This is a genomic window from Ruegeria sp. BG6 (assembly GCF_056538465.1).
This window is the reverse complement of record NZ_JBQFTB010000014.1, coordinates 15,273-36,394: the sequence shown is the minus strand read 5'-3', so window position 1 is coordinate 36,394 and position 21,122 is coordinate 15,273. Positions and strand designations below refer to the sequence as shown.

At 58.7% G+C, this 21,122-nt stretch carries 21 protein-coding genes; 8 read left to right on the top strand and 13 right to left on the bottom strand.

Going from position 1 to position 21,122, the window contains the following annotated elements:
* Positions 1-2: 2 nt before the first annotated feature.
* Together ACR0JW_RS19755 and ACR0JW_RS19750 are read right to left on the bottom strand one after the other, a co-directional pair.
* Positions 3-1,586 (bottom strand): KpsE/RkpR family capsule polysaccharide export protein, encoded by a 1,584-nt coding sequence (locus ACR0JW_RS19755; RefSeq protein WP_480714350.1) that lies wholly within the window; start codon positions 1,584-1,586, stop codon positions 3-5.
* On the bottom strand, positions 1,564-2,223 hold the full coding sequence (locus ACR0JW_RS19750; RefSeq protein ID WP_170609701.1) for an ABC transporter ATP-binding protein: 660 nt from the start codon (positions 2,221-2,223) through the stop codon (positions 1,564-1,566). The genes ACR0JW_RS19755 and ACR0JW_RS19750 overlap by 23 nt, the downstream gene beginning before the upstream one ends.
* Positions 2,224-2,448: 225 nt before the next feature.
* On the opposite strand from ACR0JW_RS19750, the gene ACR0JW_RS19745 reads away from it, so the two are divergent.
* Both ACR0JW_RS19745 and ACR0JW_RS19740 read left to right on the top strand, forming a co-directional pair.
* Positions 2,449-3,036, top strand: a complete 588-nt coding sequence (locus ACR0JW_RS19745) for a uracil-DNA glycosylase family protein (RefSeq protein WP_480714349.1) — start codon at positions 2,449-2,451, stop codon at positions 3,034-3,036.
* Positions 3,029-3,817: an SseB family protein gene (locus ACR0JW_RS19740; protein WP_170824800.1), complete on the top strand. Its 789-nt coding sequence runs from the start codon at positions 3,029-3,031 to the stop codon at positions 3,815-3,817. The genes ACR0JW_RS19745 and ACR0JW_RS19740 overlap by 8 nt, the downstream gene beginning before the upstream one ends.
* A gap of 45 nt (positions 3,818-3,862) precedes the next feature.
* Here the strand turns inward: ACR0JW_RS19740 and yghU are convergent, their stop codons facing one another.
* The gene (yghU, locus tag ACR0JW_RS19735) at positions 3,863-4,741 is read right to left on the bottom strand and encodes a glutathione-dependent disulfide-bond oxidoreductase (protein ID WP_170682110.1); all 879 of its coding nucleotides are present in this window, start codon (positions 4,739-4,741) and stop codon (positions 3,863-3,865) included.
* A 251-nt stretch (positions 4,742-4,992) separates the two neighbouring features.
* On the opposite strand from yghU, the gene ACR0JW_RS19730 reads away from it, so the two are divergent.
* Positions 4,993-5,511: a YHS domain-containing (seleno)protein gene (locus ACR0JW_RS19730; RefSeq protein ID WP_170682070.1), complete on the top strand. Its 519-nt coding sequence runs from the start codon at positions 4,993-4,995 to the stop codon at positions 5,509-5,511.
* A gap of 69 nt (positions 5,512-5,580) precedes the next feature.
* Here ACR0JW_RS19730 and ACR0JW_RS19725 read toward each other — a convergent pair whose 3' ends face one another.
* Complete coding sequence (locus ACR0JW_RS19725) at positions 5,581-6,267, bottom strand: J domain-containing protein (RefSeq protein ID WP_480714348.1); 687 nt, start codon at positions 6,265-6,267, stop codon at positions 5,581-5,583.
* A gap of 215 nt (positions 6,268-6,482) precedes the next feature.
* Positions 6,483-7,349, bottom strand: a complete 867-nt coding sequence (gene metF, locus ACR0JW_RS19720; protein ID WP_170682069.1) for a methylenetetrahydrofolate reductase [NAD(P)H] — start codon at positions 7,347-7,349, stop codon at positions 6,483-6,485.
* Between the two features lie 94 nt (positions 7,350-7,443).
* Here metF and ACR0JW_RS19715 point away from each other — a divergent pair, with 94 nt between their 5' ends.
* Entirely contained in the window at positions 7,444-8,349 is a 906-nt protein-coding gene (locus ACR0JW_RS19715) for a LysR family transcriptional regulator (RefSeq protein WP_170609713.1), read from the top strand.
* Between the two features lie 70 nt (positions 8,350-8,419).
* Here ACR0JW_RS19715 and ACR0JW_RS19710 read toward each other — a convergent pair whose 3' ends face one another.
* On the bottom strand, positions 8,420-8,779 hold the full coding sequence (locus ACR0JW_RS19710) for a hypothetical protein (RefSeq protein ID WP_170682068.1): 360 nt from the start codon (positions 8,777-8,779) through the stop codon (positions 8,420-8,422).
* Between the two features lie 320 nt (positions 8,780-9,099).
* On the opposite strand from ACR0JW_RS19710, the gene ACR0JW_RS19705 reads away from it, so the two are divergent.
* Positions 9,100-9,885, top strand: coding sequence for an inositol monophosphatase family protein (locus ACR0JW_RS19705; protein ID WP_170682067.1), 786 nt, complete (start codon positions 9,100-9,102; stop codon positions 9,883-9,885).
* A gap of 63 nt (positions 9,886-9,948) precedes the next feature.
* On the opposite strand, the gene bhcD is transcribed toward ACR0JW_RS19705, so the two are convergent.
* The 4 genes from bhcD to bhcA form a co-directional block, all read right to left on the bottom strand.
* Complete coding sequence (gene bhcD, locus ACR0JW_RS19700) at positions 9,949-10,914, bottom strand: iminosuccinate reductase BhcD (protein WP_170682066.1); 966 nt, start codon at positions 10,912-10,914, stop codon at positions 9,949-9,951.
* An 85-nt stretch (positions 10,915-10,999) separates the two neighbouring features.
* Positions 11,000-12,163 carry a 3-hydroxy-D-aspartate aldolase BhcC gene (bhcC, locus tag ACR0JW_RS19695; protein ID WP_480714347.1) on the bottom strand — a complete coding sequence of 388 codons (1,164 nt, stop codon included), beginning with the start codon at positions 12,161-12,163 and terminating at the stop codon, positions 11,000-11,002.
* Positions 12,164-12,174: 11 nt separating this feature from the next.
* Positions 12,175-13,146, bottom strand: a complete 972-nt coding sequence (gene bhcB, locus ACR0JW_RS19690) for a beta-hydroxyaspartate dehydratase BhcB (protein ID WP_170682064.1) — start codon at positions 13,144-13,146, stop codon at positions 12,175-12,177.
* Between the two features lie 9 nt (positions 13,147-13,155).
* Positions 13,156-14,346: an L-aspartate--glyoxylate aminotransferase BhcA gene (gene bhcA, locus ACR0JW_RS19685; protein ID WP_170682063.1), complete on the bottom strand. Its 1,191-nt coding sequence runs from the start codon at positions 14,344-14,346 to the stop codon at positions 13,156-13,158.
* Positions 14,347-14,545: 199 nt separating this feature from the next.
* Here bhcA and ACR0JW_RS19680 point away from each other — a divergent pair, with 199 nt between their 5' ends.
* The gene (locus ACR0JW_RS19680; protein ID WP_480714346.1) at positions 14,546-15,385 is read left to right on the top strand and encodes an IclR family transcriptional regulator; all 840 of its coding nucleotides are present in this window, start codon (positions 14,546-14,548) and stop codon (positions 15,383-15,385) included.
* Here ACR0JW_RS19680 and ACR0JW_RS19675 read toward each other — a convergent pair.
* Genes ACR0JW_RS19675 through putA form a run of 3 tightly spaced genes read right to left on the bottom strand, consistent with a single transcriptional unit; the run spans position 15,361 to position 19,916 of the window.
* A complete protein-coding gene (locus tag ACR0JW_RS19675) occupies positions 15,361-15,732 on the bottom strand; it encodes a GFA family protein (protein ID WP_480714345.1) in 372 nt (123 codons plus the stop codon). The genes ACR0JW_RS19680 and ACR0JW_RS19675 overlap by 25 nt on opposite strands.
* Positions 15,729-16,472, bottom strand: coding sequence for a rhomboid family intramembrane serine protease (locus tag ACR0JW_RS19670; protein WP_480714344.1), 744 nt, complete (start codon positions 16,470-16,472; stop codon positions 15,729-15,731). The genes ACR0JW_RS19675 and ACR0JW_RS19670 overlap by 4 nt, the downstream gene beginning before the upstream one ends.
* Before the next feature lie 42 nt (positions 16,473-16,514).
* Positions 16,515-19,916: a bifunctional proline dehydrogenase/L-glutamate gamma-semialdehyde dehydrogenase PutA gene (gene putA / locus ACR0JW_RS19665; RefSeq protein ID WP_480714343.1), complete on the bottom strand. Its 3,402-nt coding sequence runs from the start codon at positions 19,914-19,916 to the stop codon at positions 16,515-16,517.
* Positions 19,917-20,018: 102 nt separating this feature from the next.
* Between putA and ACR0JW_RS19660 the strand changes: the two genes are divergently transcribed.
* Both ACR0JW_RS19660 and ACR0JW_RS19655 read left to right on the top strand, forming a co-directional pair.
* The gene (locus tag ACR0JW_RS19660) at positions 20,019-20,507 is read left to right on the top strand and encodes an Lrp/AsnC ligand binding domain-containing protein (RefSeq protein ID WP_170682059.1); all 489 of its coding nucleotides are present in this window, start codon (positions 20,019-20,021) and stop codon (positions 20,505-20,507) included.
* Between the two features lie 30 nt (positions 20,508-20,537).
* Positions 20,538-21,101, top strand: a complete 564-nt coding sequence (locus ACR0JW_RS19655; protein WP_170682058.1) for an outer membrane protein assembly factor BamD — start codon at positions 20,538-20,540, stop codon at positions 21,099-21,101.
* Positions 21,102-21,122: the final 21 nt, after the last annotated feature.

Genomic DNA, 21,122 nt, shown 5'->3' with positions numbered 1-21,122 from the left:
TCTTACGAGGATACCTGTTCACGAAGGACCGACGCGGTAAGCGAGATCAACAGGTAGATACCAGCAAACAACAGGAAAGCCAAAATCGTATTTTCGAACTTGCGCGGATAGCTGGGTTCCTGGCTGGGGACGGGGTTGACCGAGACTGTCAGGTACCGAACTTTACGGTTGGCTTCGGTGCGCGTTGTTTCCACTTGCTGCATGGCTGTTTGCAGCATCATGTCCCGGGCCGCCAGATCGGCCTGCGCCATCTGAATCCTGACACTGAGCCGCGCCAGCGAGTTTTCGCCTGCCGAGGCATCCAGCATCTCGGCATTCAGTTCCTCCAGTACGGCCTCAAGCCGTTCGATATCGGCGGTAACGCCATCGACCTTGGCCTTGTTGGGCCGCAGGTTGTCCAGAAGGGCAGCCAGTTGCAGTTCCTTGTCCTGCAACAAGATCTCGATCTCGTTGATCCGGCCGCGTAGTCCCGCCAGAACGTTTTCGGGATCAAGCACCGCGCCTTCCAGCTGCAGTTCGATCAGCTTTTCCTGAGCCTTGCGCCGCTCTTCCTGAGCGGTTTCAAACCCCTTCATGGCGTCCCGCATCTGGTCTTCGCGTTTCAGTTCGGTCAGGCCATTGATTGTATCTTCGGCATAGGAAATCAGCCGGTTCGACAGATCAACGGCGATATCCGGATCCGGGGCCGCAACCTCCATCCGGACGATTCCATCCGTGGGGTCGTAGCCGATTGTCACCATGCGCTTGTACAGTTTGTACGTCTCTTCCAGGCTGGCGTCGGGGGAAAGCCGCTGCACCGGGTCGATCCAGTCCTGCTTAAAGATTTCAGCAAAGCCGGTATCGCGTTCAAGACGTTGCAGGGCATCCTTGGATTCCAGAAACTCCTGCGTCGCGACCGAGTCCTGTGCTGTGGCAAACTGCGTTCCCGAAAGCAGGCCCCCAATCGAGCCGCCGCCGCCGTCGGCCTGCAGGATCGAAAACGCCGAGTCGCTGGCATACATCGGGGTCGCTACGCGGTAAAAATAATACCCCACAACAAATGTGGGCAGCAGCACAAACGCGGCCAGACGGGCAAACAGGGTAAACAATTTCCGTTTGCGACGCCGGGCGACCTCTTTCTGGATCTGGCTGATCTCATAGTTGCGCCGTTCAGTCGGGCTCCACTCCGGGCCGGGCAGGGGATGGGATTTCTCTCCGACAGTTTGCGGCAAGTGGACTGTTACCTTGTCCTCGACCTGAGCCGTGCCCTGTTCGTCCTTGTTACCCGCAGCCGCCAGATCCAGCAGGTTGTTACCCTGAAAAGGGTCGATCCCCTTTTTGCGCAACAGGCGAACCGCGTCATAATCCGACGTGGCCGCCAGCCCGTTCTTCTGTGCCAGCCGTCGTGCCATGCGCAACTGGCGCCCGGTCAGCCCCTCGCGCTTGATTTCGTCCAGTTCAGTTCCGGGCTGTTTACTGTTGGCCGCTTCGGGTGGTTGAGTCGCACTTCGAATACGCGAAATCGCATCTGCGCGCGCATCTGGTGTACCTTCGCCTTGGCGTTTTCGGCGCCAGTTGTATTTTCTAGCCTTGGGTTTGGTAGTCATATAACTGTTTTGCCTCTTCCAAGGTTTCGAACATGTAAAGCTGCCCGTCCACTAGAACCGCTGCCTGACGCGCAAATTTTTCCAGAGTGGTTGGAGAATGCGACACAATCACAAGCGTTGTGGTGCGCAATCTCTCTTTCAGGATCGAGCCCGCTTTCTTGTTGAATTCGACATCGGTTGTGGCGGGCATGCCCTCATCAATCAGGTACATGTCGAAGTCCAGCGCAAGCATCAGCGCAAACGTGAACCGGGCCCGCATGCCGGATGAATAGGTCGCAAGCGGCTGGTTGAAGTATTCGCCCAGACCGCACAGCCATTGGCAATATGCCTCGATATAGTCGGGGTCCATGCCGTAGATCTTTGCGATATAGCGCGAGTTTTCCAGCGCCGACATCTTGCCGGAAACCCCTCCGGTAAACCCCATTGGGAAGGACACCTTGCATTCGCGGCGGATCACCCCCTCGTCAGGTTTTTCCAGACCGGCCATCATGTTGATCAGCGTGGTTTTTCCGGTTCCGTTGGGTGCAAGTATCCCAACCGAGCGGCCGAGTTCGATCCGAAAGGAAACACGATCAAGGATCACCTTGCGCCGGGTGCCGGTCCAGAAGGACTTGCTGACATTTTCGAATTCAAGCATTGCTGGCCTGTTTCGCTTCGGAGTTGCGGTCTTTCCTCGATGAAAGAACGCATCGTTTACGAGTTCTTGTTGGCTACATTATGTCGAATTGTGAAACAAATGATCAATGCGCCCCACAAGGTGCTGTGGCTTTTGTGATATAACGGCAGTTGGCGCAGGCGCGCGCGGTCTCTATCTTTCAGCGAAGCCCGTTTGGAAACCTGTCTCAGGAAGTGCTGCCACCAGATGACCACTCTTGCCCAGGAAATCCGGTCCTGCCGGATCTGCGAAGCGCGTTTTGCCGCGACGCAGACCGCGCATGAGCCACGCCCGGTAGTCTGGTTCCGTCCCGGAACGCCGATCCTCGTTGCAGGACAGGCGCCGGGCGCGCGGGTGCATGACGCAGGTCGTCCCTTCACAGACCCTTCGGGCGACCGATTGCGCGACTGGTTGGGGATTGATGAGAGCGTGTTTTATGACCGATCCCGTGTTTCAATCGTTCCGATGGCTTTCTGTTTCCCCGGCTATGATGCGCGCAAGGCCGATCTGCCGCCGCCCGCAATCTGTGGCGAGACTTGGCATGACAGAGTCATGCAGGCATTGGGAGCGGTTCCGCTGACCGTTCTGGTCGGTGCCCATGCCCATACCTACCATCTGGGTACGCGTACGTCCGTGACAGAGACGGTCTGGAACTGGCGAGACCACGCGCCGCAGGTCTTTGCCTTGCCTCATCCGTCCTGGCGCAATACGGCATGGCTGAAAAAGAACCCCTGGTTCGAGGCAGACCTGCTGCCGGTTCTGCGCGCCAGGGTGCAAGAGGTTCTGAATGACTGAGACAACGGCCTTGGATGCCGCCCATTCCGCGATGGAGGCTGCCCCGCAGGATGACGCAGCCCGGCTGAAGTTCTTTGAACGACTGGCAGACGCTGAACTGTTCCTGCTGCTGACGGAAGAAGCGCGGGACGATAACGTCTCGCCCGAGGTGTTCGATGTGGCGGACGGACGTTTTGTGCTGGCGTTTGATCGCGAAGACCGGCTTGCCCGGTTTGCAGATCGTCCTGTTCCTTATGTCGCCCTGTCCGGGCGGGTTCTGTCATCGCTGCTGGCAGGGCAGCGAATTGGTCTGGGGCTCAACCTCGAGGTCGCCCAGTCCTCGATGCTGATCCCGCCAGAGGCTTTGGGATGGCTGACGGAGACCCTTCAGCATTCCCCGCAAGAGGTTCAGGAACAACTCGCCGAGTTCCTTCCCCCGGCAGGTCTACCGGATGAACTGCTGACTGCCCTTGATGCCAAACTGGCGACGGCGGTGGGGTTGGCGCAGGCTGCTTTCCTGGCCGGAACCAGATCGGCCAGCGGAGCATCTGGTCATTTGCTGGGTTTTGTCGGGGCGGTCGAAGGCGCAGAACCGGCCCTTGCCAAAGCCGCGTCCGAAGCGCTGACATTTTCCGGAATCGAAGCTGGCGCGATGGATGTCGGCTTTTTCGCGCCCGGGGACCAAGTCACGTTAAGGTTGGAAAAAGTCGGGCTGCGGTTTGATCTGCCGCAGCCCGAAAAGCGTGATGTCGGGCGCTCTGCCCCCGGTAGTGATCCCGAACGGCCGCCAATTCTTAAGTAATTCAGTAGCCGGATGCTCCCTACCGTGACGGGCAGGGCGGCAAGACTATTCGGCGGCAGGTTCCAGTTTGTCCTGCGTCCGGGTTTCGAAATCGCTGGCGTCGTGACGCTCGTGCAACTGCGTGTGTGGCTCGCCAAACGCCCGGTTTACCATGCGGCCTCGCTGTACCGCCGGCCGCGCATCGACCGCCTTGGCCCAACGCATCAGGTTCTTGTAGGAATCAACGTCCAAGAACTCGGCTGCGCTGTAAAGGCGGCCCAGAACCAGTTGCCCGTACCACGGCCAGATTGCCATATCGGCAATGGTATAGTCTTCGCCCGCGATAAAGGTCTTGTTGGCCAGTTCCCGGTCCAACACGTCCAGTTGCCGCTTGGTTTCCATTGCAAACCGATTGATCGGATATTCCCATTTCTCTGGCGCGTAAGCATAGAAATGGCCGAACCCGCCGCCCAGATAGGGCGCGCTTCCCATCTGCCAGAACACCCAGCTCATGACTTCCGTGCGTTCAGGCCCTTCATTGGGCAGAAACACTTCGAATTTCTCGGCCAGATGGAACAGGATCGAGGCGCTTTCGAACACGCGCACCGGCTTGTCACCCGACCGGTCCCACAGGGCCGGGATCTTCGAGTTCGGGTTGGCCTCGACAAATCCTGAACTGAACTGATCCCCTTCACCGATATTGATCAGCCACGCATTGTATTCGGCACCCTTGTGCCCCAGCGCCAGAAGTTCTTCCAGCATGACAGTGACCTTGACCCCGTTGGGCGTGGCCAGCGAATAAAGCTGCAGGGGATGCTGACCGACCGGAAGGTCCTTGTCATGGGTCGCGCCTGCGATCGGGCGATTGATATTGGCGAATTGTCCGCCGCTTTGGCTGTCCCATGTCCAGACCTTCGGGGGTTCATAGGTGGGTTGCTCGCTCATCTCTATCTTGCCTTTCTCAGCAAAGTGGGAGGAATTGTCCGACATCCCAACAGCTAATATTGCAATCGGCAGAGTCCAACCCCGGTTAACAGGTCTGTTTTGTAACAATGGCTGCAAAACCCGTCACGAAATCTCATCCGACCTCACAGCGGCGCGAGCGGGGCTATGTTTTGACCGTGTATTGCCTATTCTCTGACCAGACCCGCCAAACGGGCGATCCTGCTAACCCCGGACCCAATAGGATTTATGACATGAAACGCTTTGCCTTGTCCCTTGCCACCGCGCTGACCCTGGCCGTGCCCGCCTTTGCCGGTGATCAGTATATTGACGGAACCGGATTTGCCGTCTCGGGCTACGACGTTGTCGCTTATCGCGGCCTGGATCAGGTTCCGGTCGGGCAGTCTCAGCCCGAAGCCGTTCGCGGCAACGCAAACTTCACGGCAGAATACAATGGTGCCACGTGGGCCTTTTCAAGCGCAGAAAACCGCGACAAGTTCCTTGAAAATCCTGCCTATTACGCTCCGCAATATGACGGACATTGCGCCTATGGCGTTTCCAAAGGCGGCAAAGTCCCGGGCAATCCGAACCTGTGGCGCATCGTGGATGACAAGCTGTACCTCAACATTACCGATGTTGTGGTCGGGTTCTGGGAAGAGGACGTGCCCGGCAACATCAATCTGGCCGAAGGCAACTGGCCGGGTATCGAACCCGACGCCGCCTCGACCAGTGTGATCCCAAAGTTCACTTCGGAAGGCCCTGTAACAAACTGAGCCTTACCTGTTTAAATCACCAAAGCCCGGCTCCCCACCGATGCCGGGCTTTGGCTTTGCGGCAAGGGCTCAACTTGCCATGCAATAATCGTCGCGTGTGCGCTGATCGGATTCGAACCGGATCCTGACACTTTTGGCACCGGGAAACTTGCGGGCCATGATTGCGTCAGGAACCACAACCTCTCCTGCGCCTGACTCTTTCGACTGAAAACTCAAAACCTCGGTTTCGGCGTGCCGGCAACCGGCCAGGACCGTTGTAGGCAGGGCCACGCGGTTTGCCCCTTCGCAAACTGAGGAGGTCACAAAATAAGTCAGATGCCGACCATTGCACCCGACAGCCTCGGGGATGTGGTCGGACAATGCAGATTGGGCACCTTTTCCGGAGGAAACCGGATCAGCATTTGATTCCTTCGATTGCGACAGGACGTTGCGCAGCATATCCCGGCAGGCGTCGATTGCGGTTGCATCCAGTTCGATGACCCGTTTGCGAATTTTCGGGCGGCGCGGCTTTCGGGCGGCCGACCCGGCAGTCCCTTTTGCAACCATGCCCTCTCGGCGCAGCAGATCATAGGCCGCCTTGGCATTGGCAAAGCCGGAACTGTCACCTTCGGTGTGGTCCGGATGGGCATGAAACGCGATATGTCGCCACGCCTCGCGGATGTCATCGGAATTAGCAGACGGGTCCAGGCCGAGATGTGCCAAAGCATCCTGGCGCGCCCTGATCTTGTCAGCAGGCTCCATACTCAAATCACTCATTAAACACTACACTGAAACCACATTGAGCAGCTTCGTGGCTTTGTCAAATTTACAGGTAAATTTAAGGCGTTGCGGGAACAATGCGGCAATTCCATCTTGGATTGTCCGTCAGGCGCACCTGGAAGGGGCATCCCGTCCGAAATAAAGGAAGTTTCGAAAAAAAGCCCCTGTCTGGCGGTGGCCAAACAGGGGCAGAATGGAACGTGCCAACCGGGTCAGGCGACGTTCTGCAACTCAGTTTTCGGCGTAATTCCCAGCGCAAAGCAGACATCACGGGTCAGTTCGGGGCGGTTGAGCGTGTAGAAATGCAGTTTGTCCACGCCGCCCTCCAGCAGGTCCGAGCACAACTCTGTGCACATTGCCGTCGCAAGCAGGTCTTCGCGATCATCACGCACGGCCTTTTCGAAAGCGTTTTCGACCCAGGCCGGAATGCGCGTTCCGCAGCGGCGGGCAAAATTCCGTGCGCCCTTCCAGTTCTCGATGGGCAGGATGCCGGGCACGATGGGTTTGTCGATGCCGGCCTTTTCGCACGCGTCGCGGAACCGGAAATAGGTTTCGGCCTCAAAGAAGAATTGCGTCAGGGCCTCTTCCGCGCCTGCGTCCAGTTTGGCCTTGAGCCAATCGATATCCGCCTGCGCGTTGGAGGATTCTGGGTGGATATCTGGATAGGCGCCGACACGGATCGAGAACATCTCGGTTTCGGCCAGCGCGGAAATCAGCTCGACCGAGCTTGCGAACCCGTCCGGGTGCGGAACGAACTGATCCTGACCCTTGGGCGGATCACCGCGCAGGGCAACGATGTCCTGAACGCCCGCGCGGGCAAACGTGTCGGCGATCTCCAGGGTTTCCTGACGCGAGGCATCGACGCAGGTCAGGTGCGCGGCAACCGGCAGATCCAGCGACTTGTGCAGGGTCGCCACGGCATCGCGTGTCAGTTCGCGTGTGGTGCCGCCTGCACCATAGGTGACGGAGACAAATCGTGGTGCCAGCGGTGCTAGAATGTGAACCGTGTCCCACAACCGAAAGGAAGCTTCGAGCGTCTGCGGCGGAAAGAACTCGAATGAGATATCTGGCTTGGTCATGGTGGCCTCGTCTTAACAACCTGGATCCCTTGTGCCACGTCCCGCTATGTGAGACAAACTCATATAATTCAAGAACAACATGAGTCGAACAGCAATGCACATTGAATTCCGACACCTTCGTACGATCAAGGCGATCCATGATTGCGGTGGACTGGCGCGGGCTGCAGATCAATTGAACATTACCCAGTCTGCGTTAAGCCATCAGATCAAGGGGTTAGAAGATCAGGCCGGTGTTGAATTGTTCCTGCGCCGCTCGAAACCGATGAAGCTTTCGGCGGCGGGTGTACGCCTGTTGCGTCTGGCCGAACAGATCCTGCCGCAGGTTGAGGCAGCCCAGCACGAGTTTTCGTCGCTTCGGGACGGACGAACCGGGCGCATGCATATCGCAATCGAATGCCACGCCTGTTTCGAATGGCTGTTTCCGGTGCTGGAATCATTCCGGAAATCCTGGGCGGATGTCGACGTGGACATTCGCCCGGGCCTGGCCTTTGACGCGCTTCCGGCTTTGCAGAAAGAAGAGGTCGACCTGGTTGTTTCTTCCGACCCCGAGGACCTGCCGGGTGTCGAGTTCGTGGAACTGTTCGACTACAACGCGGTTTTTGTCGCTGCTTCGGCGCATCCGTTGGCGCAAAAGGAATTTATCGAGGCCGAGGATTTTCGCGGTCAGACCCTGATCACATATCCGGTCGAACGCACACGGCTGGACGTGTTCAGCCAGTTGCTGATACCCGCCCGCGTGGAGCCTGCATCGATCCGGCAGGTGGAGCTGACAGCCGTCATCCTGCTGCTGGTGGCCTCAAACCGCGGTATTTCGGTTCTGCCGGACTGGGTTGTGCGCGAGGTCAAGTACAACTCGGACTACGTCACCCGGCCCCTGACCAGCGAAGGGATCACGCGCAGATTGTACGCGGCGGTCCGGTCAGAAGATCTGGAAAAACCGTTTGTGCAGGAACTGGTCAATCTGGCCCGGACCGAGGCACGAAGGCTTCAGGCGCAATGATTTTTGGGCCAGAAAGGGAATGCCGGAATTGTTAGCAGGGGCCTCGCGATCGCAAGGCCCCGAAGAATTGTCAACACTTGCCGAAACACTGATGTACAACTTGGATACCAAGTGCCGTGATGGTCACGCAGGCACCGGTTGGAAAGCCCAGTGTGGTACAGATTTTAACGCAGGCTTTGGCGGCCGTCCCATTGGGGATAGACGGCGGGATCGGAAAGCACACCTTCTTGTCGACAATCGGAATTTTGAGGCAGATTTTGCCATTTTCCACTTCGACCGAAATACAGGTTTCACCCAGGATCATCGGCGTCGCTTCGTGCATCATTTCCTTAGTTGGCGCGGCCGAAAGGTCCATTTCCGAAAAATGCGCACGTGCGGTTTCTACAAGCTGGTCAATGTCCTGTCGCGGAAACTCGTGATATGTCGTCATACTAATACTCCTAAAATTTGTCAGATGCGTGCATTGCACGCGGGTAATGGAAAACGGAAATTTGAACTAATTAACGGTTGAGAAAACTCTGTTGAGCAGCTTCAAAAAAACACGGCCGTTGTCGAGGTGTCTGTGTTCAAGTTCACAGCCGGGACAACAAACCTTCAAAACGCTGGTGCTCCGGAATTTCTGATAATTGAGTTTGAACGTGTGCGGCGGATCATGCACGGCTTGGTAGGCTGCTATGCGCATCAACCCTCTTGGCAACGGCGCAATGCATCAGTATACGCGCGGTTTGACCGGACAGGAGCCCATACACAATGGTTGGCAGTGCAAATCTCAACATCATGATCAAGGCCGCGCGCAAGGCGGGGCGTTCTTTGGTCAAGGATTTTCGTGAAGTCGAGAACCTGCAGGTGTCGATGAAGGGTGCCGGAGATTTTGTTTCCAAGGCCGATATTGCGGCCGAAGCGATCCTGAAAGAGGAACTGCTCGGCGCGCGTCCGACCTATGGCTGGCTGGCGGAAGAGGGCGGTTCGATCGACGGCGAAGATCCGACCCGTCGTTGGATTGTGGACCCACTGGACGGTACAACCAACTTTCTGCACGGCCTTCCGCACTGGGCGATTTCCATCGCGCTGGAACACAAGGGCAAGATCGTCGCCGGTGTGATCTACGATGCGGCCAAGGACGAGATGTTCTTTGCCGAAAAGGGCGAAGGCGCATGGATGAATGACCATCGTATCCGGGTTTCGGGCCGGCACCGCATGATCGAATCCGTGTTTTCCACGGGTCTACCGTTTGGCGGTCGTTCCGATTTGCCTGCGACGTTGCAGGATTTGGCCCGGCTGATGCCTGCTTGCGCCGGTGTGCGCCGTTGGGGCGCCGCTGCGCTGGACATGGCATATGTCGCGGCTGGCCGGTACGAAGGGTTTTGGGAACGCCGCCTGAACGCCTGGGATTTGGCTGCAGGCATCATCATCGTGAAAGAAGCGGGTGGGCTGGTTCAGGCGCTGGACCCTGAGGGCGAAATTCTGTCCGACGGCGAAGTCATCTGCGCCAACGAGCCGATCTTTGACAGTTTCGCCAAGGTGATCCGGGGATAACGGAACATTCCCGCCGCAGCGAAATTTTCGATGACGCGCCCCAATCAGGGCGCGTTTCTCGTTTCAGAAATCGACTTCGATGGCGACGCCGCTTTCGATGGCCAGATCGACCACCGCACTGGCGACGGCCAAATCCTGCAGGCCCACGCCTGTACCATCGAATAACGTGACCTCTTCTGCCGAGGTGCGGCCCGGATGCGTGCCGTTGATGACCTCGCCGATCTGCCGAATGTCCTTTTCGGATTTTGCCCCAGCCGCGACCGCGTGCTGGCACTCACCCAGCGTCACCGCCTGCGCGACTTCGTCCGTGAAGACACTGGCGCGAATGATCAGATCCGTTTCCACTTCCTGTTTCCCAACCGTGTCGGTGCCCATGCACGCGACATGCGTGCCATCCGACACATGTTGCGACAGTAGTGAAGGCGCAAAGGACGACGTGATGCTGATGATCACATCCGCTTCGGCCAGACCTGGCAGGTCCACGGCCTCGAACGGCAATCCCGCGTCTTCGGCAACCTTGGCGAGATTGGGCAGCATTTCCGGATGCAGGTTCCAGCCGATGACCTTTTCAAACTTGCGCTGTTCCAGCGCCGCCCGCAGTTGAAAGGCAGCCTGATGCCCTGCGCCAACCATGCCGATCACCTTGGCATCCTTCCGGGCCAGATGGTTGATTGACACGGACGAGGCCGCTGCGGTTCTGAGGGCGGTCAGCAGATTGCCACCAACCATTGCTTTGGCCCGTCCGGTATCCGGGTCAAACAGGAAAACGGTGGACTGATGGTTGATCACTCCGTGCGTTTCCAGATTGTTGGGCCAGTATCCCCCGGCCTTCAGGCCCAATGTCATACCTGCCCGGTCAAATCCGCCTTTGAACCCGTAAAGCGCATCCGCATGGCCAATGGCTTCGCGCACAACCGGAAAGTTGTAGGCATCCCCAGACGCCATCGCGGCAAATACCTGTTCGACAGCCGCATAGCTTTCCTTTCGGCCCATCAGGGCTCCGATTTCCTTTTCGGGAACGATATACATCGTTTGCGCCTTTCCTGAGTGTTGGCGAAGAACGTAGCAAACGGGGCAGATTGCAAACTGCCCCGTCCGTCAGATTGGATACCGGTCAGTAGGCTTTGCCACGGGCAGAAACCGGCCACAGCGTTTCGACCTTTCCGTTGCGCACACCAACATACCAGTCATGGACATTGGCCGTCGGGTCGCAATGGCCGGGCACCAGCCGCAGTTTGTCATTCACCTTTAGCGCTCCTTCGGGATCGGAAATCACCCCGTGTTCATCCGAGCATTTGATGTATTCCACATCGTCGCGCTCATAGATAAAGGGCAGCCCGCTATCGACTGACTGGGCCTTGAGACCTGCATCGCAGATCGCCTTGTCGGCTTTGGCATGGCTCATCACGCTGGTCAGGATGAAGAACGCGTTCTCCCATTCCCCCTGATCGATCCGATTGCCGTCCTTGTCGAGGATCCGGCCATAGTCGGCATCCATGAAGGCGTAGGACCCACACTGAAGTTCATTGTAAACGCCAGAATTGGATTCGAAGTAGTAAGACCCCGTGCCACCGCCCGAAACCAGTTCAGGTTCCAGTCCGACGGCCTTCAGCCCCTGCACCGCATTCGCCACCATGGCAATTGCAACATCGAGCTTGGCTTTGCGATCGTCAAAACTGTCCATGTGTTGCATTGCGCCTTGATAGGCCTGAATGCCCAGAAACTTAAGGTTGTCCGCAGTATCCACGGCTTGCGCAATCGCAACCACATCTGCTGTTGTCGTCACACCGCAGCGCCCCGCACCGCAGTCGATTTCGACAAAAACACTCAGTTCCGTTCCGTGCCGCACCGCCGCAGCGGACAGATCGGCGACGTTTTCGACGTCATCCACACAGACGATGACGTGGGCGTCATATTTTGGCAGCCGCGCCAGCCTGTCGATCTTGGCCGGGTCGCGCACCTGATTTGACACCAGAATGTCCTTGATACCGCCGCGGGCAAACACTTCGGCCTCAGACACTTTCTGGCAGCACACGCCAACCGCGCCGCCGAGCTCTTCCTGCAGTTTGGCAACGTCCACCGATTTGTGCATCTTGCCATGCACCCGGTGGCGCATCCCGTGTGCCTTGGCGTAGTCGCCCATCTTGCGGATATTTCGCTCCAGCGCGTCAAGGTCCAGGATCAGACAGGGGGTCTGGATTTCGCTTTCATCCATGCCAATGGCGGCGGGGACGTCAAAACCAACTTCCAGTTCGTCCATGTTCAAAGGTTTGTTCATTGTCATCCTCCTTACCCTGCCAGCCAGGGAAGCTTGTCCAGATCCACATTTCCGCCGGTAATGATCACCCCGACGCGTTTGCCCCGGAACACTTCGGGGTTTTTGAGAATGGTCGCCAGCGGCACCGCCGACGAAGGTTCCATCACCACGCGCAGGTACTTCCATGTCAGTTTCATCGCGTCGACGATCTCATCCTCGGTCGCGGTGAAAATGTCGGTCACGTGGTTTGAAACGAAATGCCATGTGTTTTCTTTGAGGGGCACCAGCAGGCCGTCGGCCACCGTCTTGGGCGCGTCATCTGCAATGATCCGACCCGCTTTGAACGAGCGATATGCGTCATCCGCCTGTTCCGGTTCAGCCGCGTAAATCGCGGTTTCCGGGGCCAGGTTGGAGACGGTCAGGCAAGTCCCCGACACCATGCCACCGCCGCCGATCGGGGCAATGACGGCATCCACGCCATCCGTCTGTTCCAGCAATTCCGCCGAACATGTCGCTTGACCCGCGATGACGCGGGGGTCGTTATAGGGATGCACGAACTCGCCACCGGTTCGGGCCTGTACTTCGGCAAACGTTGCTTCGCGGGACGAAGTCGACGGCTCGCATTCGGTGATCGTACCGCCATAGCGGCGCACCGCGTCCTTTTTGGCCTGCGGTGCAGTGCGGGGCATGACCACGTTGCACGGAATGCCTCGCCGGCCCGCCGCATAGGACAGGGACAGGGCGTGGTTGCCACTGGAATGCGTGCAGACGCCGTTGGTTGCCTTCTCTTCGCTCAGCCCGAAGACGGCGTTGCACGCACCGCGTACCTTGAAGGCACCGGCTTCCTGAAAGTTCTCGCATTTGAAGTACAACTGCGCACCGGTGAGGTCATCCAGATATTCCGAACGCATGACCGGCGTGCGGCGGATATGGGGTTTGATCCGCTCATGCGCCGCGCGCATGTCGGCGATGGTCAGATCGGCTGCGGTGACTTGATCCAGCATCTTCGCCTCCTACGCTGCAGCCTGAGCATGGCCGGAGGGACCACTGCGATAGTAATCCTGTGCCGCGGCGACACCGCTGCCCAGTTTGATGGGGTAGTTCAGATCGGCCATGGCCATCTCGATCGTGGCGAGGCCAGACAGAACCATAACGTCGGTCAGCGATCCCAGATGCCCGATACGGAAGGCCTTGCCGTTCAGTTGCCCCAGACCAACTCCGAACGAGACACCATAGGCGTTGAAGGCGTGGTCGGTCAGGGCGTTACTGTCGAACCCATCCGGAACATAAACCGCGCTGACGGTATCCGAAAACAGATCCGGGCTTTGTGCCACCAGCTTCAACCCCCACGCATCCACGGCCCGGCGAACACCCTCGGCCAGACGGAAGTGCCGGGCGTAGACATTTTCGAGCCCCTCTTCGAACAACATTTTCAGGCTTTCCCGCATGCCGTAGATCAGTTGCAGGGGCGGGGTATATGGAAAGCCGCCGGATGCGTTGGCCGCAAGCATGTCGCGGAAGTCAAAAAAGGTGCGCGGCAGTTTCGCGGATTGCATCGCTTCCAACGCCTTGGGGCTGGCGCACAGGATCGCCATTCCGGTCGCCAGCATGAACCCCTTTTGCGAGCCCGACACGGCGATATCGACACCCCATTGATCAAATTCGAACGGCATCGAGGCAAGCGAGCTGACGCAATCGACCATCAAAAGCGCCGGATGGCCGACCGCCTCCATAGCATTGCGAACCGCAGCGATGTCCGAGCGAACACCGGTCGCCGTTTCGTTGTGAGTGACCAGTACAGCGCGGATTTCGTGGTTCGTGTCTGCAGCAAGGGCAGCTTGGAACTGATCCGCCGGCGCGCCGCTGCCCCAGGCGCATTCAATGACCTGCACGTCCAGCCCGTGCCGCTCGCACATGTCTATCCAGCGGTGGCTGAAAACGCCATAGCGCGCGACCAGAACCTTGTTGCCGGGGCTGAGCGTGTTGGTTATCGACGCTTCCCACCCTCCGGTTCCGCTGGCCGGGAATGTGATGATCTTGCCTTCGGTGGTGCCGAACACCTTCTTAGTGTCCTCCAGCACGGGGGCAAAGGTTTCGACGAAATCCGGCGCACGGTGATCCTGTGTCTGAACATGCATGGCCAGACGCAGACGATCGGGGATGTTGGTCGGGCCGGGTATGAAGACCGGATTCTGGTTTGACATGACTGAGTCCTCCGCTTTGTCAGAATTGTGACTGCGCAGGCGTCAGCTTGCAATTTTCTTGAAAAATATTTTCATTTTTGCAATTAAATATGTAATACCCTGAAATTATAAGATTTTCAGTTTCTCAAATTTGTAGGCCGGAATATGGCCTGAAAATTTCCAATCTATGACCAGGCGAAATTGCGAACAGGAAACAGAAATGAACAATCAAAAGCGGCCACGCGGCAGACCAAAATCCCTGTTCAAGGAAAGTTCTGCCGGGACCATGCAATCGCTGGACCGCGCGCTGGGCGTTCTGAGCGCGGTTGCCCGTTTCGAACGCGCGGCCCTCAGCGATCTGGCCCGTGAAATCGATGTGCCCACGGCCACGACACACAGGATTCTGACGACCCTGCAAAAGCATGGCTATGTGACTTTTGACGATGAGCGGCAGGAATGGATGATCGGGATCGAAGCCTACCGGACCGGCGCATCCTTTTTGCGGCGCAACAGTGTTTTGGAGATCGGCCGTCCCATTTTGCGCCGTCTCATGCAGGACAGTGGCGAAACGGCAAATCTGGCCGTACCGGATGGCGCCGAGGTCGTCTTTGTCGGGCAGGTCGAAACATCGAACCCGATCCGCGCTTTCTTTCCGCCCGGGGCGCGAACACCCATGTACGCATCAGGAACAGGCAAAGCCATTTTGGCAGCCATGAAGGAAGCTTCCCTGCAAAAAGTACTCCGCGGCACGGAACTGACCGCCTTTACCCAGCATACGCAGGTGCCCGAACCGCAGTTGTTGCTGGATTTGGCCAAAACGCGCAGGCGTGGCTGGTCGCTGGACAGGGAAGAACGGTATGAGGGCATGTCCTGCATCGGTGCCGCGATCTACAATGACCGGGGTGAACCCTGCGCGGGAATATCTGTCTCTGGCCCGTCGGTGCGGTTTGACGAAACACGTGCGCCGGAACTGGCAGACCTTGTGACAAAGGCCGCTGCTGAAATCACGTTCCTGAGCGGGGGGCGCCCCCCGGATCACTCCGATCTGTCAGACGGGTGATTGACGCCGTCGTTCCATGGTATTGGCCCATGCATGCGGGGATTGCCGCCTTCGATACAACCCAGATTGACGCCGCATTCGGCGGGGTCGGACCGGCGCTGGTGATACACGTAGATGCCGCAGGTCTTGCAGAAGTGATGCTTGGCCGTGTGCGTGCCCCAGGTGTACAGGCTGAGGTTCCCAGCACCCTTTAATACGCGCAGACTTTCGGTGGTCGCAGTGACCGCCGCTGCTCCGCGCCGCAGGCAGAATGAGCAATCACAACGGGCGGCCGAGGACAGGCCTTCAGGAAACTCGGCCTCGATTTCCACTGCGCCGCAATGGCAGGTGGCTGTCATTCTGGTCATCTGCGAGGCACTTTCGGAATGCGGGATTGGGTCAGCTTGTACTTGTGTTCGGGGTGGGGCGGGTGGCCATGGGTACGGTTCCAGAAACCGGGTCCGCCCCGGCGCAGCCAAACCGGAATGCACAGCACCAATCCGACCACAAAGCCGCCGGTATGCGCCCAGTAGGCGACACCACCCTCATCAGGGTTGCTGGCCAGGCTTCCCAAAAACTGCATCCCCAGCCAGATGCCCAGCATGATAAAGGCAGGAATGGTGAAGACGCGGAAATAGATGATCAGGATCAGAAGAACATCGACCCGCGCTTTGGGGAACAGCAAGAGGTAACCGCCCATGACACCGGCAATGGCGCCAGAGGCTCCGATGGTCGGCACGATGGAGTCTGGCGCGGTCAGGACATGAATCAGGCCTGCTCCGATGCCGGACAGTACATAGAATAGCAGAAAGGGCAGGTGGCCCATCTCGTCTTCCAGATTGTCGCCGAAGATCCACAGAAACAGCATGTTCCCCGCCAGATGCATCCAGCCGCCGTGCAAGAACATCGAGGTCACCAGGGTTTCAAAGCTGAACCCGTCCGCAATGCGCGCGGGGATGACTGCATAGTCGTAGTAAAGCTGGTTGATCAGTCGTGCGTTGTCCATAACGCCGACATAGCTGAGGAAAATCAGGATATTGGCCGCCATCAGAATATAGACGACGTACGGCGTGCGGCCCGAAGGGTTATGATCTCGGATCGGAAACATGGGGCGACGCTGGGCTTTTCCCGGCCCAGCGTCAAGACATGCTTACGCCGCACCCCCCAAAAGGGCCGCGTTTCCTCCGGCCGCAGTTGTATCGACGCAAACGTGGCGCTCTCCCAACACGCGGGCGCGGTCGGGCAAGCCCGGGATCAGGGGCAGGATCGGACCGTCCCGTCGCGCCAGAAGGCGTTCGATTTGCCGGGCGGTTTCTTCGTCACCCCACCACAACACGCCCGAAATCCCGGTCAGGTTTTCGATCCGGTGCAGGTCCAGATTGCCGGTTGCGCAGATGGCGGTGCCGCCAAGGGCCTTTACAGCATCCGCCTGTGCCCGAGCGGCGTCTTCACCGGGTCCCATGCACAGCAGGGGCGCGCGGGGTGTTTCGCTCAGGCGGTTGGATTCGCCGGTCGGGCCGGGCAAGGAGCGTGTCCGAGTTGGCGCGGCCTGTCCTTCGGGTTTGGGCAGCGTTGTCATGATTGAGTCCCATTGACCCGGGCTTTTCTGTCTGTCCGGCGCGCAGAATCGCGCCATGTAGTTTGGCCCGCCCGCCTTTGGGCCGGTACCGGATAGCCCCTCTCCTCCAAATGGTTGCGAGCCGACAATCGCGCCGATCTGGTTGCGATTTACGTAGATGTTTCCGGCATGCACCGCCTCGGTCACGTGTTGAACACGGTCGTCAATCCGGGTGTGCAGGCCAAATGTTAGGCCATAGCCGGTCGCGTTGATATCCGCGATCACCTGGTCGATTTCGGCGGCCTTGAAGCGGGCGACGTGCAGAACGGGTCCAAAGATCTCGCGCTCCAATGCGGCGATGCCTGACACTTCGATCAGGGTCGGAGCAACAAATGTGCCTTCGGGCGGAAGGGGCATTTCTTTCAATACGCGGCCGTCGGCGCGGGCGCGGGCCACATGGCCGGCAATACCCCGCCGCGCGGTTTCATCGATCACCGGGCCGCTATCAGTCGAAATCAGCCACGGATCGTCCAGCTGCAGGGCATTCATGGCACCCTTGAGCATTTTGAGAAGGTCGTCGGCGATGTCTTCCTGCACGTAGAGACAGCGCAAGGCTGAGCACCGTTGGCCAGCGGACTGAAACGCGCTTTCAATGATGGATTGCACGGCCTGTTCCGGAAGCGCGGTGCTGTCGACGATCATAGCATTCAAACCGCCGGTTTCCGCAATCAGCGGCGTGCCCGGGCGCAGGTTTTCTGCCATGGTGGCGCGGATTTTCAGTGCCGTCGCCGTCGAGCCGGTAAAGGCCACTCCGGATACCCGCGGGTCAGAGGTGAGAGCTGTGCCAACCGAAGGTCCACCCGGCAGCAATTGCAGGGCGTCGCGTGGCACGCCAGCTTCATGCAGCAATTGCACGGCCCGATGGGCGATCAGCGGCGTTTGCGGAGCGGGTTTGGCCAGAACGGCGTTGCCGGTCGCCAGAGCCGCCGAAATCTGACCCGAGAAAATCGCCAGCGGAAAATTCCACGGACTGATGCAGGTAAAGGTTCCGGCCGGTTTGGCATCGGGAATGTTGGCCGCATAATAGCGCAGGAAATCGACAGCTTCGCGCAGCTCGGCTACCGCGTCGGGCAGGGTCTTACCGGCTTCCCGTGCCAGCAGGGCAAACAGCTCCCCGAAGTTCTTTTCATAAAGATCTGCAGCCCTGTTCAGGGTTTCCCGGCGCTCGGAAGCAGGGGCCTGCCACGGCGCCGCTGAGGCAAGGGCCAGTTCGACATCGCCTGCGCTGGCGGGGGCAACCGCTCCGGGCCGGTCCATCGGTTGCGCCGGGTTTATGACCGGCTCATCCGCTTCGGGCGCAGCGTTGTCGGACAGCAGGGGCCGTGCGTACCAGTGATGGGCCCGGAACCTGTCCCTTGCGGCGTCGATCCTGTCCAGCGTGGGCGTGTGATGCAGGTCAAACCCAACCGAGTTTTCCCGCTCGGGCTGGAACAGATCGGGACCGGTGGTCAGCGGCGTGGCAGCGTGTTCAATGGATACGAACGGGTCGGCTGCAACTTCTTCCGGGGGGACGTCCTCATCCACAATCTGGTTCACGAAGGACGAGTTCGCACCGTTCTCCAGCAACCGCCGCACCAGATAGGCCAACAGATCGCGATGCGCGCCAACCGGGGCGTAGATACGGCAGCGTGTGTTGCTTTTGTCCTTGACGATCCGGTGCAGGGTCTCGCCCATGCCGTGCAGGCGCTGGAACTCGTACGGCTGGTCGTCGGCCATATGCAGAATCGCACTGACGGTGTGGGCATTATGCGTGGCAAACTGCGGATAAATCCTGTCCGTCATGCCGAGAAGCTTCCGGGCGTTGGCAATGTACGAGACGTCGGTTGCGGCTTTGCGAGTAAAGACGGGGAAACCGTTCATGCCCTCGACCTGAGCCCGCTTGATCTCGGTATCCCAATAGGCGCCTTTTACCAGCCGCACCATCAGTTTGCGGTCGTGACGTTCGGCCATTTCATAAAGCGTATCCAGAACCAGCCCGGCGCGGGGGCCGTAGGCCTGAACAACGATGCCGAAGCCGTCCCAGCCCGCCAATGCGGGCTCAGACATGACTGCCTCGATCACCTGCAGCGACAAGGACAGGCGGTCTGCTTCTTCCGCGTCCACATTCAGACCCATCCCCGCGGCTTTGGCCAGCAATGCCAGCGCGCGCAGGCGGGGAACGAGTTCATCCATCACCCGTTGCTCCTGCGCCAGTTCATAGCGCGGATGCAGAGCAGACAGTTTCACTGAAATGCCGGGGTTGGCACGGATGTCGTCATGGGTGCAGGCATCGGAAATCGCGGTGATGGCGCGGGAATAGGACAGGTGATAACGCGCTGCATCGGCCTCGGTCCGGGCGGCTTCGCCAAGCATGTCATAGGAATAAGTGTAACCCTTCGTCTCCATCCCTTTGGCGCGCGACATGGCCGACTGGATGGTTTCGCCCAGAACGAACTGGCGCCCCATTTCTTTCATCGCACGTCCGACTGCGGTTCGGATCACCGGTTCCCCCAGCCGCTTGATTGCACTGCGCAGCACACCCACGGGCGAGGCCTTGTCTTCATCCAGCACCTTGCCCGTCAGCATCAGCGCCCAGGTCGACGCATTGACCAGCGAGGACGAGGAGTGGCCCAGATGCTTGCCCCAGTCCGACGGTGCGATCTTGTCCTCGATCAGCGCATCGATCGTGTCGGCATCGGGAACGCGCAACAGGGCTTCGGCCAGACACATAAGCGCGATGCCCTCATCCGTGGACAGGCCGTATTCGGCCAGAAACACCTCCATCATGCCCGGCGATGTGCTGGATCGGATATCACGCACCAGTTGCGCCGCCGCCGCGCATATGGCGTTTCGGTCGGCAACCGTCAGGTTTGCCTGTTCGGTCAGGCGTTCCAGTACAGTGTCCTGGTCAGCATAAGTTTGGCTGTCGATGACAGAGCGCAGGTTGTGTGACATCTTTCCTCCGGGCTTTTGATGAGTATACCGTCGAAATTTCGGGACAATCGCCTGATTATTGGCAATACTTGGGTAAATGGACCGTATTTTCGGGTAAGTGCGATGCAAAAAGACTTTTTGGATATTGATCGGTTCGATCAGTCAATTCTGACGATTCTGGCAGAGGACGGACGGGTATCCGTCGCGGATCTGGCTCGGCGGATCGGATTGTCGAAATCGCCGACACAAGCGCGGCTGAAACGGCTAGAGGCTGAAGGCATCATAACGGGCTATCGCGCCTTGCTTGATCCTATCCGCCTTGGACTGGATCATGTTGCGTTCGTCGAGGTAAGCATGTCTGACACGCGAGAAAAGGCATTGGCCGAGTTCAACGCGGCGGTGCGCCGGGTGGCCGAGATCGAGCAGGCGCATATGATCGCCTCGAACTTCGACTACCTTCTCAAAGTCCGCACAGGGTCCATGTCTGAATACCGGGCGGTCCTTGCGGAAAAGATCTCGTCCCTGCCACACGTGGCGAATACATCGACTTTTGTCGCGATGGAGGCCGTGAAGGAAACCGGATTGTCAGGGGCCATCGAAAGGATCGGTTGACGAAACCCCGGGATGCACCATCATTGGAAGATGAAACTTCATGCCCTGCCTCTGATTGCCGTACTGGCCGCTTCGGTTGCCAACGCTGAAGAATGTCCGCCAGCGCCCGACCATGTCGAAGACGTCGACCTGCTGATCTCGCAGGTTCAACAGGCACCAAGCGAACAGGCCGCGCGTGAGATTTCGGGCTTGATGTGGGAGTTGTGGCGGGATGCGCCCGATGAAGATGCACAAGCCATGCTGGACCGCGGCATGGCGCGCATCCAACGTCGCGATCTGTCAGGCGCGATACAGGAATTTGATCGGTTGATTGATTATTGCCCATCCTACGCCGAAGGCTACAATCAACGGGCTTTCGCAAATTATCTGCGTTCTAATTTCAAGGCGGCCCTGGTTGACCTTGACCGGGCAATCGAGCTTTCGCCCAACCATGTCGCGGCGATCAGCGGCCGGGCGCTGACACTGCTTGGGTTGCACAGAATAGATCAGGCGCGTGAAGCGCTTGATGAAGCGCTGGTTCTAAATCCGTGGCTGGCCGAGCGTCATCTGGCCGGGCCGGGCGGACCGCTGGAACCCCCGGGCGAGGATATCTGACAATTGGTCATCCAGTGAAAA